Source organism: Synechocystis sp. FACHB-383, assembly GCF_014698605.1.
Classification (GTDB): domain Bacteria; phylum Cyanobacteriota; class Cyanobacteriia; order Cyanobacteriales; family Microcystaceae; genus Synechocystis; species Synechocystis salina.
Map to the genome: position 1 here is coordinate 106,666 of NZ_JACJTJ010000013.1, position 18,096 is coordinate 124,761.

Genomic DNA, 18,096 nt, shown 5'->3' on the forward strand with positions numbered 1-18,096 from the left:
GTTAGTTACTTCACTCCTCTTCTTTATTCGATGCCATACTCCACTGAAACCCTCCCATGTATAGCCTAGACGTCAACTTTCTCAAGGACCGCAACTCTGACGTTGTTCGATCCACCCAAACCACCAGCATTACCCTAGCGGGGGACGATCTACAGAAACAAATGCCGCTTTACATTGGGGCAGGGGTGATGGTATTACTACCTGCTTTAGCTGGGTTGGGAGTGCTGCTGATAAATTGGCAAAAGGGTGTCGCCCAGACCAATATTCAACAGTTAGAAACAGAGTTGACCCAACTACAGGGGGAACAGCAGAAAATCCAGGAAGTGCAAGCAAAAACAGCGGCGGCCCACCAGGATGCGGACGGCTTAATCGCTGTGTTTAATCAAATTAAACCTTGGTCGGCTTTGTTGCAGGAGATTACTAATCAGTTACCCCAAGAAGTACAGTTACAAAGTATCCAACAGGAAGGAAACGTTTTGACTCTGTCCGGGTTTGCCGGGAACTACGGCGCCCTAAATGATTTTCTCCTCACTTTACAGAGTTCAAAGTTTTTACAGGCTAATAAAACTCAGTTAATGACGGCCAATGCAGCAGCTTTACCCATTACCGGGGAAGGCACAACAGCCCAAACGGGCGGCACAGAGGAACCAGAAGTTGACCAGGGCACTTCTACGGTTTTGATTCCAGCGGGGGTGAGCTACACCATCCAGACGGAAATCACTAACACCCCAGACAAAGACCTGATAACAGCATTAATTAAAAATGGGGCGGCGGGTTTAGTGGCCCGGTTTAAGTTTTTAGAGCTCAAGGGGGTATTGGATCGGCCAGCAGATGTGCCGGATGTCCCCCCTCCCCCGATTGTGGAACCGACAGGGGATGCTCCTCCACCGGAGCCGTCAAACTAGCAACCTTAATTTATTACCAACAATTGCGACTGAATTTGTTTTTAGAGGGGTGTCATGACTAGCTACAGTGAAGAGTATTCGTCAACAACGACAATTATTGATGAAGAATTTGACGCCGGGGGCAATTATCCGACGGCATTTGGGATAACTTTTACTCCCCAGGTAAGTGGAATCAGCCTAGGGATTCTTGGCTTGCTGGCCATGGGCTATGTGTTGCTCAATTTTTTCATGCCAGCTTTGGGGGAGTATCAACAACTTAAGCAAGATGAACAGGCAAAGCAGGCCGAGGTTGATCAGCAATCCCCGGAAATTTTGATGCGTCGTTTGGCTAATGCGGAGGTACAGTTACAAGAAGCCCAGCAGAGAAAAGCAACGGTGCTAGAACTCTATGCCAATAGCGAAGATCTGAACACAATCCTCTATAACTTCAACACTTTGTTCGTCGATAGGGACATGAAGTTATTGAGTTTTTTGCCCCAGGGAGAGCCGGTGGTGATTGCTGATGATAGTCTGGGGGCCAACGTCAATAATCGGCTGAAGCGGCAAACCTATACCATTTCCATGGCCGGTGGCTTTAGCCAAACCTTGGCCTTAATTAGGGACATTGAACGGCTTCAGCCGCTGATTTTAATGAAAAATTTGCGGACTAGCTTGGTCAACCCAGAATTTCCAGTCAATGTGGTCAGGGATGGGGACACCGTGCAAGTACAGACCGATGCGTCGGATACTCTAACTACAGATTTAACTTTGGAGGTGTTTATGCCATTAACCCCTGAGGAGATTGCGGCCCTGACTCCCCCACCGCCGCCACCTGGCCAGGAGGGACAACCCCCAGCGGAAGGAGAAACGCCTCCGGCTCCCTAGTGGGCAATTTTACTGATAAATTATCGCTAACGGTCTTACGGTTTTTGAATAATTATTCAATAATTGATTTTAATTGGTGTGTGAGGAGCAATTCTGTGAAAAATTTTCGGTTTTGGTTAACGACGGAAATGGTAGCCTGCTGTTTACTGACTATGGCCCCCGCCCAGGCGGAAACCCTGCCCCAGTCGGATACATTTGGCGCAAATCTAGAAACGGCGATCGCCAGTGACTCGAGTCGAGATTGGCTAAAGTTTGAAAGAAATTTGGAGCAGTCCCTCAAGCAAAAAGGGGATATTGATTCTTGGTCACCATCATTGGAGTTGACCCAGACCAAATCTCTTATCAAGCCAGGGCAAAAGTTAACGAATATTGAGTTGCTAGTGCAGGAGTTGGAAGCCCTATCCGATCCCTTAGCCTTAAACTTTCCAGAACCGAACCAGACCAGTGTTGCTCAAATGGCGCCCCCCAGCCGTCCTATGCCTCCTCCCCCAGCGGGCAGTGGACAAGTCATGTTTCCCAATCCGGAAATTATTATTCAACAACAGGGTGGTGCTCCCCAGGGAGGAGCGAGAGTAGGTAATCCCAGTATTTTATCCCCCGCTGTGCCCGTGGCTCCTGTCCGTTCTAGGGCAGTGCCCCCACCGGTGGGGGATTTGGCTATTTCCAATATCAATGCGTCCTTCGACATGATTGATCTTGGGCAAAGGGGTCAGGTTAACGTACCGAGTTTAGTATTACGAGAAGCCCCAGCCCGGGAAGTTTTGGCGGTGTTGACTCGTTATGCCGGTATGAACCTGATTTTCACAGACAATCAGAACAATGAAGGTACCCCCACCCCTGGTACTCCTCCGGGTGGACAAGATGCTCCTCCCCAAGCTCAATCCACTATCACTCTGGATATTCAAAATGAAAGTGTTCAGGATGTCTTTAACTACGTTCTGATGGCATCAGGGCTCAAAGCTAGTCGTCGGGGTAACACCATTTTTGCGGGGGCTAGTCTGTTGCCTTCTGCGCGAAATATTATTACCCGCACCATCCGGTTGAATCAAGCCAGCGCTGAGTCTGTAGCCAGTACATTGGCTTCCCAAGGGGCTGAAGTGAATATTCTCTTCGAGGGCCAAGAAGATGTCCAACTCGCCGAGAACGCTCCGCCAAGGGTAATTAAGCAGCCTCCTACCCTAGTTCCATTAACTGTTCAAAAACCAGCCAACGACTCTTCAGTTTTAATCCTGGAAGGGTTGGTAGTTAGTACCGATCCACGACTGAACACTGTAACTTTGGTGGGCGAACCCCGTAATGTGGAATTGGCTAGCTCCATGATCACGCAAATGGATGCTCGCCGTCGTCAAGTTGCAGTGAACGTCAAAATTATTGATATCAATCTTAATAATATTCAGGATTATGACAGCAGTTTTTCCTTTGGTATAGGAGATAGTTTCTTTGTGCAAGACAGTGGTAGGGGGATAATGCGTTTTGGTGATACGGCTCCGGTCCAGGAAATTGACATTAACAATAGTTTAGGGCGAGTTACTAACCCCCCTGCCATCGTCAATCCATTTTTTAACGGTCCCGGTGAAGATGTTTTCTTTGACCTTAATAGAATAACCAATATTGAAACTCCCCTTGGGACAGGAACAATTCCCCTTAATTTCTTTACATCAGGATCGGGAGCTATTTCTAATAATCCACTATTTAACGGGGTTACCGACTTTCCAATCGCAGAAGTTGATGAAGAGGGAATTTTAACAGTTACTTATCCCGAGTTTGGTTTGCCTTCTTTCTATCAGTATCCGAAGAAATTCCAGGCACAGATTGACGCTCAAATACGTAGTGGCAATGCCAAAATTCTCACCGACCCAACTTTGATTGTTCAAGAAGGTGAAGCAGCTCAAGTTAAGTTAACTGAGTCTGTTATTGCTAGTGTTGATACTCAAGTTGATACCCAAGGAAATACAGCAGTCAGAACTATCACACCAGTTCTGGAAGATGTTGGGTTGACCCTAAATGTCATCGTTGATCGAATTGATGACAATGGCTTTATTACGTTGCGGGTTAATCCAATCGTCGCATCTCCTGCTGGCACAGAAAGGTTTGACAGCGGTGCTGGTGCCGTTAACGAAATAACACTGATAAACAAAAGGGAACTTACTTCCGGTGTAGTTCGGCTGAGGGATGATCAGACATTCATTCTGTCTGGCATTATTTCGGAACTCCAACGTTCTACCACAAGTAAAGTTCCAATTCTGGGAGATTTACCGGTGATTGGGGCATTGTTTAGGCAGTCCACAGACACCACAGACCGTTCGGAAGTTATTATTCTTATGACTCCCAAAATCATTCATGATAGTACGGAGGCTCAATTTGGCTTCCGTTATAACCCCGATGCGGCGACGGCGGAATTCCTCAGGCAAAAAGGATTCCCTGTTCAGGCTCAGCCCTAATTACTATCGGGAAACTAAGATATTTACCAGCCGTTCCAGCAAATTAACTCGATAAAAGGGTTGACAGATCTGGGATAGCTGGTTTTCTTTGGCTTGATAATCTTTGAAAACAATCACGTTGCCGTAAACACTTTCGGGAGGAAAAAGCTTTTCTAGCTCGGTTACTTCTAGTTGATGAAGATCAAAAACTATTTCTTTGCAGTCTGGGGCGAAATCCAACAAAATTCCCTGGCTGTAACCGAGGTTTTTTAATAATTTCATAATGTTTAATGTATTTTGGAAAAATTCTGGGGCCCAGCCTTTTTGATTTTGTCCACGATTTACTCCCCCGCCATACTCAAACATAACCACAGCAGGTAGCAGTTTTTCGGCTAAATCTTCTAGCTGTTGCATAACTGTCCATTCCCAACCTTCAATGTCAAGTTTTAGACAAGTTATTTGCTCAATTTGTTGTTGATTTATTAAAGTTTGCAGGGTGATGGTTTTCACCTGGCGAGCCTGCCTGGAAGCTCCAAACCATTGGGGGGAAAGGGAACTAAAATTGCTATTGAAAATGCCCGCAAATTTACCAACATAAAGAGTTTGTTCTCCATTTTGATCGGACAAACAAACAGATAAAAGAGTTAACTTGGGATGTTCCGCTAATTTTTTTAACGCTTTCACTGGTAAAGGCTCGATCGCCAGACTGGTAAAGCCTAATTCAGCGAAAATTTGGCAATAAAAAGCAAAGGTTCCTACCCCGACATCAATGCATACTCCCTGGCGCTGGGGGTCAACTTCCGGTAAAAGTTGGGCTAATAGGGCTTGGCAACAGGGTTCAACACGCATAAGTGGGGTTTAAAAGTTATTAATCAGGACGTAAAAAGAGGGCATTGAGATAGCGTACATGGCCATCCGCAGCGACCACTTGATCCAAATTGCCAGCATACCGTAGTCCGAGATTGTCCAACAGTGGGAAAATATCTCGAAATTGACATTGCCCCTCATACAAACCATCCAGGGAAATTTCTAAAATACAAGCCTTAGCTTGGCCCAATATTTTTTCTCCGCCCCGAATTACTCGGTCTTCGTAACCCTGTACGTCGATTTTTACCAATAATTCCTGTAGTAATTTTCTTTCAAATTGTGCCATTTCCCCATCGAGGGTTGATTGGCGGACGATAATTTTTTCCTGTTCCCGCACCATGGGATACAAACTTTCGCAAAGCTCCGTGGTTGGTAAGAGGGACGAAGAAGCGGTAAAAAGCAAATGACTATTAATTTCTAGTTGATCCACCCGATCGCCGAGGGCCAAGTTGAAAGTACGAACCCGGTTTTGCTGGCGATCGCCCCATTGTCGGAGTTGTTGATAGGGCAGGGGCAGAGGCTCAAAAGCAAAAATTTGGGCTTGGGGGAAGTAACGGCGCATTTTTGCAGCAAATTGTCCCTTGTTAGCCCCAATGTCGATAATGGTTTGGATATCTAACTGTGTAATTCCCAGCAGGCGACTGTCCCAACTGGGGGTCAGTAAATTGCCTACAAAATTAAAAAAATTATCACTACAACGACGAAAAAAGGGACTACTCAGTAGCTTATTGGCTCTGGGGTTATTATTTGGCATTACCCTGGGAAAGTTGAAATAAAAGACAAAATAGATGGTTTGGACATTACTGCATAGTCGGCTCCATCAATGCTTGCAACAGCGATTTCCCCAATTAAGAGCAAGTCGCATCCTCATAGCGGTATCGGGGGGACAAGACTCCCTCTGTTTACTGCATCTCCTTAACGATTTAACCAAACAATGGCAGTGGCATTTGGCCGTAGCCCACTGTGACCACCGCTGGCCCACTGATGGGGGTATTGCGGATCACGTACAGCGCCTCGCCCAAGGTTATAAATTACCCTATTTCCAACGGGATGCCCAAAATTTACCCCAGACTGAAGCGGCGGCCCGCCATTGGCGTTACCAGGCCCTCACGGCGATCGCCATTGAAGAACATTTTCCAGTGCTGGTGACGGGCCACACCCAGAGTGATCGGGCAGAAACGTTGCTATTCAACTTAGTGCGGGGCAGTGGTAGTGACGGTTTGCAGGCAATGAACTGGGTGAGGGATTTGGCCGAGTTCCACTCAGGAAAAACTCAGATCAAGTTAATTCGTCCCCTATTGGAAATTAGCCGTCAGGAAACGGGGGATTTTTGCCGCCAAGAAAAATTATCGGTGTGGGAAGATGTGCTGAATGAAAAATTAACCTATCGCCGTAATCGCATCCGGGGAGAACTTATTCCCTACCTCCAGAAACACTTTAATCCCCAAGTGGAACAAAACTTAGCCCAAACGGTGGAACTGTTAACGGCAGAAGTTGCCTATTTGGAGCAAATTAGTGAGGAAATTTATCAAACCCTCATCCAATCGGATCAAAAAAGTCTAGATCGCCGTCGGCTCAGTCAACAACCGTTAGCTTTGCAACGACGCATTATTCGCCAGTTTTTACAAAACTGCCAATCTAAGACTGCCAATTTTGCCCAGATCGAACAGGTGGTGAATTTAATTAATGCCCCCAACCGTTCCCAAACTTCCTCTCTACCAAAGCAGGGAATAGTGAGGGTGGACGGGAATTTTTTAAGGTATTTAACTGTTGATTAATCCCTCTTAGAAAGGGAGGTAATTCCCCAAGAGTTCCCTTTCAAAAGCCCATGGCCTTAGCAACCACATCTAAATCTGGCTTCAGTCCAGCCTTAACCTCATTGCCACTGTTATTGACCGCACAATCTGGATCTTTTAAACCATTACCCGTCAGCACACAAACCACCGTGGCCCCAGCGGGGACTTGATCCTTACGTTTCAACAAACCAGCTACGGAAGCGGCACTGGCGGGCTCACAGAAAACCCCTTCCTCGGCGGCTAGGATGCGATAGGCTTCCAAAATTTCCCCATCGGTGACGGGGTGAAATTCCCCATTGCTGGCTTTGGACGCGGCCCAGGCTTTGTCCCAGTTGGCAGGATTACCAATGCGAATGGCGGTGGCTAGGGTTTCGGGGTGGCTAACGGGTTGGCCTTGAATGAACGGGGCCGATCCGGCGGCTTGGAAGCCCATCATGCGGGGGAGGCGATCGCCTTTGCCCAGCTCTTTGTATTGACAAAAACCCATCCAATAGGCGGTGATGTTACCGGCATTGCCCACGGGGATGCAGAGCCAATCGGGGGCCTGCCCCAGTACATCCACAATTTCAAAAGCGGCGGTTTTTTGACCCTCCAAGCGGTAGGGATTGACGGAATTCACCAGGGTGACGGGGTAATGTTCCGACAACTGCCGCACCGTAGTCAACGCATCATCAAAGTTGCCGTCAATGGCAATTACTTCCGCCCCGTAAATTAAAGCCTGACCTAGTTTTCCTAGGGCAACATAGCCATCGGGAATGATCACAAAAGCTCGCAAGCCTGCCCGCCTGGCATAGGCCGCCGCCGCCGCTGAAGTGTTACCCGTGCTAGCACAAATTACCGCTTTGGCCCCTGCTTCCTTGGCCTTGGAAATGGCCATGGTCATGCCCCGGTCTTTGAAACTGCCAGTGGGGTTCAGACCGTCGTACTTGACAAATACCCGCACATCTTTGCCAATACGCTTGGCGATCGCCGGGGCGGGAATGAGGGGAGTATTGCCCTCCAACAGAGTCACCACCGGAGTTTGGTCCGATACTGGCAAATAGGGACGATAGGTTTCAATCAATCCACGCCAACGACAGGCCGAACTCTGGGGACAGACGGGGGTAGCACTGGGCAACACTGTCGAATTTGGGGCGGATGGAGGCATAGTGAAAGAATGACAAAAAATCATGGCGGGCCATGGCCCAGGGTTCCATTCTACAAAACAGCGGGCACCGAAATGTCGATCGCCTCAGAATTGGATTATTGCCCAAACGATTAATAAACATAGGTTAAACATATAGTTCAGGCCTTGGTCTGTCCTGGTTGGAGTCCTATAATCAGGAAAATTGGCAAAATGCCCCCAGGCGATCGCCCACAAGTCCGGTAAGCTTGACCCAGGTATAACCCTTTGTGGGGCAACACCGCTGGAACACCCCCCTGACCACCATTAGCCGTGAGGAGACCATTGGCCCTGTGTTTGTTTTAACCGGTTACGAATATTTTCTTGGCTTTCTCTTTATTTGCTCCCTGGTGCCAGTGTTGGCCCTGACTGCATCTAAACTCCTCCGCCCCAGGAGTGGTGGCCCGGAACGGCAAACCACCTACGAATCCGGTATGGAGCCCATTGGGGGAGCCTGGATTCAGTTCAACATCCGCTACTACATGTTCGCCCTGGTGTTTGTGGTCTTCGATGTGGAGACGGTGTTTCTTTATCCCTGGGCCGTTGCCTTTAATCAGTTGGGCCTGTTAGCCTTTGTAGAAGCATTGATCTTCATTGCCATTTTGGTGGTTGCCCTGGTCTACGCTTGGCGCAAAGGGGCTCTGGAGTGGTCCTAGAAGTATTAGTAGTTGCTACCAATCCATTGTCCTTACCTTGCCTGACCTTTCTATTGTCTTCTCCCATTTCCTATGAGTCCCAACCCTGCTAACCCCACTGACCTGGAACGGGTCGCCACGGCCAAAATTCTCAACCCCGCCAGCCGTAGTCAGGTCACCCAAGACCTTTCAGAAAATGTCATCTTGACCACGGTGGATGATCTCTACAATTGGGCTAAACTTTCTAGTCTCTGGCCCCTGTTATATGGCACCGCCTGTTGCTTCATTGAATTTGCCGCCCTGATCGGCTCCCGCTTCGATTTTGACCGCTTTGGTTTGGTGCCCCGTTCTAGCCCCCGGCAAGCGGACTTGATTATCACCGCCGGAACCATCACCATGAAAATGGCCCCCGCCTTGGTGCGTCTCTATGAAGAAATGCCAGAACCGAAATATGTCATTGCCATGGGAGCCTGCACCATTACCGGTGGTATGTTCAGCAGTGATTCCACCACAGCAGTAAGGGGGGTGGATAAGTTAATTCCGGTGGATGTGTATATTCCCGGTTGCCCTCCCCGCCCAGAAGCCATTTTTGATGCCATTATTAAACTGCGTAAAAAGTTGGCCAACGAATCTATCCAAGAACGGGCCATTACCCAACAAACCCATCGCTACTACAGCACTTCCCACCAAATGAAAGTGGTAGCACCGATTTTGGATGGCAAGTATTTACAACAGGGTACCCGTTCCGCTCCCCCTCGGGAGTTGCAGGAGGCCATGGGCATGCCTGTGCCCCCTGCTTTGACCACCTCTCAACAAAAGGAGCAATTAAACCGTGGCTGAGGAAGTAAATACCCCCAATGAAGCTGTTGATCCCCAAGAGGAGACGGCGATCGCCCCTGTGGGCCCCGTATCCACCTGGCTGACCACCAATGGCTTTGAGCACCAGAGCTTAACGGCGGATCACCTGGGGGTAGAGATGGTGCAAGTGGAAGCGGATTTGCTTCTGCCTCTCTGTACGGCTCTGTATGCCTATGGGTTTAACTATTTACAATGCCAGGGAGCCTACGACGAGGGGCCCGGTAAGTCCTTGGTGAGTTTTTACCATCTGGTGAAGTTGGCCGAGGATACCCGTAACCCGGAAGAGGTGCGTCTGAAGGTATTTTTACCGAGGGAAAATCCCATGGTGCCTTCGGTGTACTGGATTTGGAAAGCGGCGGACTGGCAAGAGCGGGAATGCTACGACATGTTCGGCATTGTCTATGAAGGTCACCCCAATTTAAAACGGATTTTAATGCCGGAGGATTGGGTAGGCTGGCCCCTGCGCAAGGATTATATTTCCCCTGATTTCTACGAGCTCCAAGACGCCTATTAGTCCTGTCTGGCCACAGCAAAATCAATTTTTAACTCCCCCTTTCCCCCACCGTTGACAATGGTCTCAAAACTTTGGGGGAATATTTTTGCATTGTTTGTCCCCATCCGGTCCCATCGGCGATCGCCAACCATTTCTTTGTGTGTTTGACTCTGGTCAACTTGATACTGTTGTCGGCCTTATGTATTTTGAAATGAAGAAATGCAGTGACTTCAGCCATTGTTTGGCAGAATTGAAGGACGCAGCCGACCTGTTCAAGGTCATCAATATCAGGGAAAGATGTTTATGGGCAATAGTCCCCAAAATTCAGAATTTACTGAACGTTTAAGGCAAGAAGTACCCTTTTTTGAAGGATTTGGGCTGGAAATATTGCAAGAAACCATTGTCCATGTTTCCATTCGCAGCCATCCAGCCAACCAAGTTATTCTCCTCGAACATGACTGGGGCGGTTCAGTCTATTTTGTCATGGATGGCTGGGTTAAAATCCGTACCCATAATGTGGACGGTCGGGAGGTAACCCTCAACATTGTCGGTCGAGGAGAGATTGTGGGGGAAATGGCGGCGATCGAAGAAGCTCCCCGTTCCACTGATGTCATTACCCTTACTCCGGCGGAAGTCTGCAGCGTGCCGGCGCTGGAGTTTTACAATTTTCTCAAAACTGAATCAATGGCGGGCATTCGTTTAGCCCAGATTATTGCCCGTCGTTTGCGGCAACTTAACCGTCGTTTGCGGCTGAGGGAGGCGGAAAGTTTAACCAGGGTGGCGGATACCCTCCTATTTTTGGCGGAAGGTCGGGGGCGGGATACGGGCAAAGGGGTAATTATTCCCAATTTGCCCCACCGGGAATTGAGTAGTATTAGTGGGTTAGCAAGGGAAACGGTGACCCGTTGCTTAACCAAGCTGGAAAAACGGGGTTTAATCCATCGAGAGTCGGATTTTATTAGTGTGGCCAATCTCAAGGATTTGGAGGATCTAATTTCTTGAGCAGAGGAAATTTAGCTCCGGTGGCATTACTGATTGCCGAAACAGATTATGTCACACTAGGTGGGTTGGGCTTGTTGCTGTAGAACCCCGTATTGAGTGGGCCCAAAGTTATATCCGAAAAACTTTTTCCATGGCTTTTCCTGCTGACCGATCGCCAGATACTGAGATTAACAATGTTGTGAGTGACTCCGGAGAAGTGGCGGAAACCGCAGACGACGATAACTGGGTTGATGCGGAGGACGGGGAGACGGAGGCGGTAGCTTCCACCCAGGAATTACCCTTGAGCCGCCAACAGCCAGTGTTGAAATCCCCCCAAACCCTAGCCATGGTGGAAAGTGCTTTTCTGGCTAGCATGGTCAGCATTATTTGGCTGATTAATTATTATTTTCCCATTGGCCCCCTATTGCGGATTCTGTTTCCCATCCCCCTGGCACTGGTTTATCTGCGTTGGCGATCGCCAGCGGCTATTAAGGGCATGATTGCGGCGGGATTATTGCTGTCGGTCTTGATGGGCCCAACCCGGAGTGTGGTTTTTGTCATTCCCTATGGGCTGATGAGTTTGCAATTGGGATTCTGCTGGGTGAGGAATGCCTCCTGGGGCTTTTCCATTTTTACCGGTGCACTCATTGGCACCTTTGGCTTCTTCTTCCGCTTTTGGCTATTTTCCTTTCTACTGGGGGAAAATCTTTGGCAGTACGTAATGGGACAGATCACCAACTTGGTTGATTGGCTATTTTTACAATTCAATATTTTGGCCCAGCCGGACGTGCTCTTGGTACAACTTTTGGCAGTGGCTATGGTTTTCCTCAACAGTCTGATTTATATGGTGGCAGTGCACTTAACCGCCCTCTTAATTTTGGATCGTCTGGGTAATCCCATTCCCCGCCCGCCCCAATGGTTAAAGGTGATTTTGGATTATGATTATTAGCCCACAAAAATTTTAAGCGTTCACAAAAAGTGTCCGTGGGAACAGGTTAAACCCCAGACAAGACAGTAAACTAAGACCGTGGAAGTCCGCCTAACCTTTGCAGTGTAGTCTTTTGGAGAGTCGGTTTTTATGTCAGACCTGAACCGTGGCATCATGAAGTTCGATGGGGCCGATAAGCCCTTCCTCGTCGCTGTTTCGGCAATTTTAATCCTGGGGGGCATTGGCGCCCTGATTATCTGGGCCTTACGGGTGGCCTACGCCGTAGGCTAGGGGCTTTGCACCAGAGCAAAACTTAATGACCCAATCCCTTTCCGCAGAAAAACTTCACTTCACCACCAAGCTGGCCTACGGAGCAGGGGATTTTGGCCCGGCGATCACTGCCAACATTTTGGTGTTTTACCTGCTGTTTTTCCTCACTGATGTGGCGGGGGTGCCGGCGGCCCTGGCGGGTAGTGTGTTGATGATTGGTAAAATTTTTGATGCCATCAATGACCCAATCATTGGCTTGTTGAGTGACCGTACCCGCACTCGTTGGGGTCGCCGTTTGCCTTGGATGTTGGCGGGGATGATTCCCTTTGCCCTGTTGAATTCTGCCCAATGGTTAATTCCCCATTTCAGTGACGATCGCTTAACTAATCAATGGGGATTATTTATTTACTACGTGGCGATCGCCATGGCATTTAATCTGTGTTACACCACGGTTAATTTGCCCTACACTGCCCTAACACCAGAATTGACCCAGAACTATAACGAGCGCACCAGGTTAAATAGTTTTCGGTTTTTCTTTTCCATTGGCGGCAGTATTCTCTCTCTAATTCTTTACATTCTGATCGCTGCCGGTTTACCTGATCGCCCCCAGGCGCAATTTGCCCAATTGGGGGTGATGATTTCCGTGCTTTCCCTCTCTGCTTTACTTTGGAGTGCTTTACGGCTGCAAGAAAAGGGCAAAGACCCCATTCTTTCTCCGACTCTGCGTCAGCGCTTGGCCCCCTTATTAATGACCGCTGGTATTACTTTAATTACCTTGGCGATCGCCAGAAGCTTTAACTTACTAGGGGCAAGTGGTTTTGACTACATTAGCTTTTTTCTGATTCTACTGGGGCTAATCTGGGGAGGATTTGGTTTTACCCTCCGAGACAGTGCCATAGAAGATCATTTACGAAAGGGAGATGGACCATCCAGTCCTGAGAACACCGAAAGTTTACCCCTGTTTAAACAACTTAAAATTGCCTTCCGCAACCGGGCTTTTTTATTTGTTATCGGTATTTACCTCTGTTCCTGGTTAGCTGTACAACTTACCGCGTCAATTCTGGTTTATTTCGTCGTCAGTTGGATGGGCTTAAGCGAACAACAGTCCGGCACCATTGCCCTCGCCGTCCAAGGTACAGCCCTAGTAATGCTATTTATCTGGCAGGCCCTAGCCCAGTTTCTAGATAAAAAAGTTATTTACTTCCTCGGATCCGTGGTGTGGATGGGGGCAGAAGTTGGTCTTTGGTTAGTGCAACCGGGGCAAGTCGCTCTACTGTACACCCTAGCGGTTTTTGCCGGGGTGGGGGTATCCGTTGCCTATCTCATTCCCTGGTCCATGATTCCCGACGTGGTGGATTTGGACGAATTAAACACTGGCAAACGCCGAGAAGGAGTCTTCTATGCCTTTATGGTGCTACTGCAAAAGGTCGGTTTAGCCCTTGGCTTATTTTTGGTGGGGTTAACCCTCCAAGCCTCTGGATTTATTGCCCGTGTTCCCGGAGAACCCATTCCCACCCAACCCGATAGTGCCCTCTGGGCCATCCGCTTTGCCGTTGCCCCCCTGCCGGCCTTCTTTTTGTTAGGGGGATTAATCCTCGCTATTTTTTATCCTATTACCAGGGCTGTGCATACCGACATTCGCCGTCAACTGCAAGAACGTCAGCAAGGAAATAATATTTGATTAGCCTCTCAATTAAGCGTTTAAACATCGCGCTTTTTTCCTGCGGCCATCATCAACGCCACCAATCCATCCGCCAGGCGATCGCTCTCCAGGGGCAGAATATCTTCCCCTTGCATTAACTTTTGCACAATTAAAAAATGCACTAAAGACCCCGCAAAAATTCGAGCGGCCACCATTGGATCCGGGAAATGGAGTTGGGGTTGGGAACCGAGGTAAATGGCTAAATTTTCTAACATTGGTTTTTGGATTTCCCGCACAAAGCTTTGGGCTAAGGTCGGAAACCGTTCGGATTCGCCAATGATCAAGCGAATCAGGGTTAATAAGGCCGGATTCTGGGCAAACCCGGTCAGGGCTTTATCGGCCAATTGACGCAAAAACATTTCCGGGGGCAAATCCACATCGGCGATCGCCGGTCGATGGGGAAACAGGGGATCGCAACTTTGGCTTAGGTTCTGCACCAAGGCCATGAATAATCCTTCCTTATCCTGAAAATAACTGTAGAGGGTAGGTTTAGAGACCCCCGCCGCCCTGGCGATGCGATCCATACTGGCCGCCGCATACCCTTGGGTTGTGAAAATTTTTAAGGCACCATCCAGAATTTGTTCGGCTTTGTCATTGCTGGGGCGTAGCGGTTTAATCGGGTCTAACTCGTTCACAGGTTTGGCTTGCATCGGATCTTCATCTCTTCATCAGCATAGCAAGGGGACTCTCCTTCCTCTAGTTTACTAAACGGTATAGTCAACTTTACTAAACGGTGTAGTAAAATAAAAATATAAAGCTTTCACCCCAGGGGAGCAAAATGGGATCAATTGCAACGGACTTTCAAACATCTTCTCCGGCTAAACCATTGGCTAAAAAGTCTCCTTTTGGCCGTTGGCAGATTGGTGTTGGGCTAATTGGGTTGACATTGTTCGGGGCGATCTCCGCTCAGCAAGGATGGTTACCCTTCATACCGAAGACGGAACCCGTTGAGATGGAAGTTATTCCTTCCCCCTTGCCCACCGTCACTGCCCTAGGTCGTTTAGAACCCCAAGGGGAAATGATTTATCTCAGTGCCCCCACCGCCAGCCAGGAAACTCGATTGGAAAAATTGTTGGTCAAGGTCGGCGATTGGGTGGAAGCGGGTCAAACCATTGCCCTGTTGAGTGGTCGGGATCGATGGCAGGCGGCATTAACCCAGGCCCAAGGGGATTTGCAAGTAGCGGAGGCTCGTTTAGCCCAGGTCAAAGCGGGGGCAAAAGATGAAGATATTACGGCTCAATCGGCCCAAATTACCCAGCGCCAGGCCGAGTGGCAGGAGCAAGTCAAGTCCCAAACTGCCGAAATTAAACGTTTACAAGCCCAATGGGACGGCGATCGCCAAGTTCAACAGGCTACCTTGAAACAATTGCAAGCGGATTGGCAGGGAGAACGGGCGGAAATTCAAGCCAAATTACAACGACTGCAAGCGGAATTGGCCAATGCCCAAATAGAGTATCAACGTCATCAACAGCTTTATACTGCCGGGGCCATTTCCGCATCGGTGTTTGACAGTAAAGCTCTGGCGGTGGAAAGTTTACAGCAACAGGTTAAGGAAAATCAGGCCAACTTAACGCGGGTGAGTCGCACGGCCACCGAAAAAATTAGTGGTGCGGAAACAGAACTAATCCGCATTAATCAGACCTTTCCCGAACAAATCAAATCTGCCCAAGCTGACCTACAACGGTTGCAAAAAACAGGGGTGGCTTCGGTGCAGGAAGCGGAAGCCCAGCGGGAAAGTCTAGCCAACGTGCGTCCAGTGGATGTGCAGGTGGCCGAAGCAGAAGTGCAACGGGCTAAAGCGACGGTGCAAAAAGCCCAAACGGACTTGGCCCAAACGGTGATTACTGCGCCAGAGGTGGGGGAAATTCTCGAAATTTATACCCATCCCGGAGAAAAAATTGCGGATCAGGGCATTGTCAGCCTAGGGCAAACCCAACAAATGATGGCGATCGCCGAAGTTTACCAGGGGGATATTAGCCGCATCCAGCTTGGGCAAATGGCAAAAATCACCTCCCCTATTTTGGATGAACCCTTACAAGGCAGGGTGCAACGGATTGATCCGCTGGTGCAACGCCAAACCATTGTGAATGAAGATCCCGCCGCCAATATTGACGCCAAAGTGATTGAGGTCCGCATTGAGCTTGATCCCGAAAGTTCTAAACGGGTGAAGAATTTAACTAACTTGCAAGTCACCGTCACTATCCAAACCCCGGTGCAATAAGGGCGCATTTTTGAACAATACCCCTGGTTTATCCCATGTTTCGTTTTCGTCAACTGCTCCATACCCTGCGGGATCGCACCCCACTGGGTCTCTTACAACTCAACCATGACCGCCTCCGACTACTGACGGCGATCGCCGGCATTACCTTTGCCGATGTGTTGATCTTTATGCAACTGGGCTTTGCCGATGCGTTGTATCGTACTAACACCCAATATCCCCGGACACTCCAAACGGATTTGGTAATGATTAGTAATCAAGCGGATAATTTCAACGAATTACAGACTTTTTCCCGTCGTCGTTTGTACCAAGCCCTTGATGTGCCGGGGGTGAAATCCGTGGATACGCTTTATGTTAGTTCCGTGCAATGGCGTAATCCCCAAACCAGGGAAAAGACCCCCATGTTAGTTATCGGTCAAGACCCCCATCAGTTTGTACTAAATTTGCCGGTGGTGAATCAACAATTGGATCAATTAACCTTACCCAATACGGTTTTATTCGATCAAAAATCCCGAGGCCGCTACGACCAAATGGTGGAGCAGGTAGAACGGGGGGAAATGGTAACCACGGAAATTGGCACAAACACCGTCACCGTAACGGGATTATTTAGTGTGGGGGCATCCTTCGCCGATGATGGGGCCCTAATGACCAGTACAGAAACCTTTTTAAGGCTTTTTCCCAAACGTCAAGCTAGCACCCCCAGCATGGGCTTAATTTATCTCCAACCCGATGCTGATCCCGTAGCGGTGCGGGAAATGTTATCCCATTATCTTCCCGATGATGTGCTGGTTTTCACCAACGAAGAATATGTCCAGTTTGAGATTGATTATATCCAACGGCGATCGCCAATTGGCTTTGTGTTTGGCTTGGGAACAGTGATGGGTTTCATTGTTGGTACGGTGATTGTCTATCAAGTGCTTTCCACTGATGTCAACAGTCACCTAGCGGAATATGCCACCTTTCGGGCCATGGGCTATCGGCAACGGTATTTATTGGGGGTCATTTTTGAAGAAGCGTTAATTTTGTCTGTCCTTGGCTTTGTTCCTAGTTTGGCGATCGCCTTGGGGGCCTACCGACTGACGGCCTTTGCTACGGCGTTACCAATTTTTATGCCTGTGGGCCGGGCAGTTTTTGTTTTTGTTTTAACCCTGGTGATGTGTAGCTTCTCCGGTGTGATAGCCGCCCGTCGTCTCCAAGCCGCCGATCCCGCTGATATTTTTGCCTAAAATACCATGAACAATCCTCCCATTATTGTTATTCGTCAACTGAACCACTATTTCGGCAGTGGCGATCTCCGTAAACAAGTGTTATTTGACATTGACCTAGATATTCACGCCGGGGAAATTGTCATTATGACTGGGCCATCGGGGTCGGGTAAAACCACTTTATTAACCCTAATTGGGGGACTGCGGGCGGCCCATGAAGGCAGTTTACAAGTATTAGGGCAGGAATTATGTGACGCTACCGAAAAAATATTGGTTAATAATCGGCGCAATAACGGCTACATTTTCCAAGCCCACAACCTCCACCACAGTCTAACCGCTTTGGAAAATGTCCAGATGGGCCTAGAAATTACCGGCAAAATTCCTAAAACGGAACGCCATCACCGGGCGGCCCAGATGTTAGACCAAGTAGGTTTGGCAGATCGTTTACATTACTATCCCGGCGATTTATCCGGCGGTCAAAAACAACGGGTGGCGATCGCCAGGGCCCTCATTAGCCATCCCGAAATGGTCTTAGCCGATGAACCCACGGCGGCATTGGACAAAAAATCTGGTCGGGATGTGGTCAATATCATGCAAAAACTAGCCAAGGAACAGGGCTGTACGGTGTTATTAATTACCCACGACAACCGCATTTTAGATATTGCCGATCGGATTGTTTATTTGGAAGATGGCCATCTTTCCCGGCAACCTGCGGTTGTTTAAAGCAATAAAAAACCCGCCGAAGCGGGGAGAATATTGGATTTAGGTCAGCGTTTAGCAATTAACCAGTTC

Annotated in this window: 19 protein-coding genes; 15 read left to right on the forward strand and 4 right to left on the reverse strand. The window is 48.7% G+C overall.

What is annotated here, in order from left to right:
- Positions 1-56: 56 nt before the first annotated feature.
- From H6G45_RS02725 to H6G45_RS02735, 3 genes are all read left to right on the forward strand, one after another.
- Positions 57-905 (forward strand): PilN domain-containing protein, encoded by an 849-nt coding sequence (locus H6G45_RS02725; RefSeq protein WP_190596362.1) that lies wholly within the window; start codon positions 57-59, stop codon positions 903-905.
- A gap of 54 nt (positions 906-959) precedes the next feature.
- Positions 960-1,769 (forward strand): pilus assembly protein, encoded by an 810-nt coding sequence (locus H6G45_RS02730; RefSeq protein ID WP_190596364.1) that lies wholly within the window; start codon positions 960-962, stop codon positions 1,767-1,769.
- A gap of 95 nt (positions 1,770-1,864) precedes the next feature.
- Complete coding sequence (locus H6G45_RS02735) at positions 1,865-4,210, forward strand: type IV pilus secretin PilQ (protein ID WP_347338237.1); 2,346 nt, start codon at positions 1,865-1,867, stop codon at positions 4,208-4,210.
- A 3-nt stretch (positions 4,211-4,213) separates the two neighbouring features.
- Here the strand turns inward: H6G45_RS02735 and H6G45_RS02740 are convergent, their stop codons facing one another.
- Together H6G45_RS02740 and H6G45_RS02745 are read right to left on the reverse strand one after the other, a co-directional pair.
- Positions 4,214-5,038 (reverse strand): FkbM family methyltransferase, encoded by an 825-nt coding sequence (locus H6G45_RS02740; protein ID WP_190596368.1) that lies wholly within the window; start codon positions 5,036-5,038, stop codon positions 4,214-4,216.
- A gap of 19 nt (positions 5,039-5,057) precedes the next feature.
- Positions 5,058-5,810, reverse strand: a complete 753-nt coding sequence (locus H6G45_RS02745) for an FkbM family methyltransferase (protein WP_190596369.1) — start codon at positions 5,808-5,810, stop codon at positions 5,058-5,060.
- 34 nt (positions 5,811-5,844) lie between these two features.
- Between H6G45_RS02745 and tilS the strand changes: the two genes are divergently transcribed.
- Positions 5,845-6,834, forward strand: a complete 990-nt coding sequence (tilS, locus tag H6G45_RS02750; RefSeq protein ID WP_190596371.1) for a tRNA lysidine(34) synthetase TilS — start codon at positions 5,845-5,847, stop codon at positions 6,832-6,834.
- Between the two features lie 40 nt (positions 6,835-6,874).
- Here tilS and thrC read toward each other — a convergent pair whose 3' ends face one another.
- On the reverse strand, positions 6,875-8,023 hold the full coding sequence (gene thrC, locus H6G45_RS02755; RefSeq protein ID WP_190596373.1) for a threonine synthase: 1,149 nt from the start codon (positions 8,021-8,023) through the stop codon (positions 6,875-6,877).
- 284 nt (positions 8,024-8,307) lie between these two features.
- On the opposite strand from thrC, the gene ndhC reads away from it, so the two are divergent.
- The 8 genes from ndhC (at position 8,308) to H6G45_RS02790 (ending at position 13,860) form a co-directional block, all read left to right on the forward strand.
- Positions 8,308-8,670 (forward strand): photosynthetic/respiratory NAD(P)H-quinone oxidoreductase subunit C, encoded by a 363-nt coding sequence (gene ndhC / locus H6G45_RS02760; RefSeq protein WP_190596439.1) that lies wholly within the window; start codon positions 8,308-8,310, stop codon positions 8,668-8,670.
- Between the two features lie 72 nt (positions 8,671-8,742).
- Entirely contained in the window at positions 8,743-9,489 is a 747-nt protein-coding gene (gene ndhK, locus H6G45_RS02765; RefSeq protein ID WP_190596375.1) for a photosynthetic/respiratory NAD(P)H-quinone oxidoreductase subunit K, read from the forward strand.
- The gene (locus tag H6G45_RS02770; protein WP_190596377.1) at positions 9,482-10,021 is read left to right on the forward strand and encodes an NAD(P)H-quinone oxidoreductase subunit J; all 540 of its coding nucleotides are present in this window, start codon (positions 9,482-9,484) and stop codon (positions 10,019-10,021) included. Before ndhK ends, H6G45_RS02770 begins: the two co-directional genes overlap by 8 nt.
- 94 nt (positions 10,022-10,115) lie before the next feature.
- Positions 10,116-10,346, forward strand: coding sequence for a hypothetical protein (locus tag H6G45_RS19345; protein WP_206754985.1), 231 nt, complete (start codon positions 10,116-10,118; stop codon positions 10,344-10,346).
- Complete coding sequence (locus tag H6G45_RS02775) at positions 10,304-11,002, forward strand: Crp/Fnr family transcriptional regulator (RefSeq protein ID WP_190596378.1); 699 nt, start codon at positions 10,304-10,306, stop codon at positions 11,000-11,002. Before H6G45_RS19345 ends, H6G45_RS02775 begins: the two co-directional genes overlap by 43 nt.
- Before the next feature lie 130 nt (positions 11,003-11,132).
- Positions 11,133-11,930, forward strand: coding sequence for a YybS family protein (locus H6G45_RS02780; RefSeq protein WP_190596380.1), 798 nt, complete (start codon positions 11,133-11,135; stop codon positions 11,928-11,930).
- 129 nt (positions 11,931-12,059) lie between these two features.
- On the forward strand, positions 12,060-12,200 hold the full coding sequence (locus H6G45_RS02785) for a hypothetical protein (protein ID WP_190596382.1): 141 nt from the start codon (positions 12,060-12,062) through the stop codon (positions 12,198-12,200).
- A 25-nt stretch (positions 12,201-12,225) separates the two neighbouring features.
- Positions 12,226-13,860 (forward strand): MFS transporter, encoded by a 1,635-nt coding sequence (locus tag H6G45_RS02790; protein WP_190596384.1) that lies wholly within the window; start codon positions 12,226-12,228, stop codon positions 13,858-13,860.
- Between the two features lie 20 nt (positions 13,861-13,880).
- Here the strand turns inward: H6G45_RS02790 and H6G45_RS02795 are convergent, their stop codons facing one another.
- Positions 13,881-14,531 (reverse strand): TetR/AcrR family transcriptional regulator, encoded by a 651-nt coding sequence (locus tag H6G45_RS02795; protein ID WP_190596386.1) that lies wholly within the window; start codon positions 14,529-14,531, stop codon positions 13,881-13,883.
- Between the two features lie 128 nt (positions 14,532-14,659).
- Here H6G45_RS02795 and H6G45_RS02800 point away from each other — a divergent pair, with 128 nt between their 5' ends.
- The 3 genes from H6G45_RS02800 to H6G45_RS02810 are packed head-to-tail and all read left to right on the forward strand — an operon-like array spanning position 14,660 to position 18,027.
- Positions 14,660-16,102, forward strand: a complete 1,443-nt coding sequence (locus H6G45_RS02800; protein WP_190596388.1) for an HlyD family efflux transporter periplasmic adaptor subunit — start codon at positions 14,660-14,662, stop codon at positions 16,100-16,102.
- A gap of 35 nt (positions 16,103-16,137) precedes the next feature.
- Positions 16,138-17,325: an ABC transporter permease DevC gene (gene devC / locus H6G45_RS02805; RefSeq protein ID WP_190596391.1), complete on the forward strand. Its 1,188-nt coding sequence runs from the start codon at positions 16,138-16,140 to the stop codon at positions 17,323-17,325.
- A 6-nt stretch (positions 17,326-17,331) separates the two neighbouring features.
- Positions 17,332-18,027, forward strand: a complete 696-nt coding sequence (locus tag H6G45_RS02810; RefSeq protein ID WP_190596393.1) for a DevA family ABC transporter ATP-binding protein — start codon at positions 17,332-17,334, stop codon at positions 18,025-18,027.
- Positions 18,028-18,096: the final 69 nt, after the last annotated feature.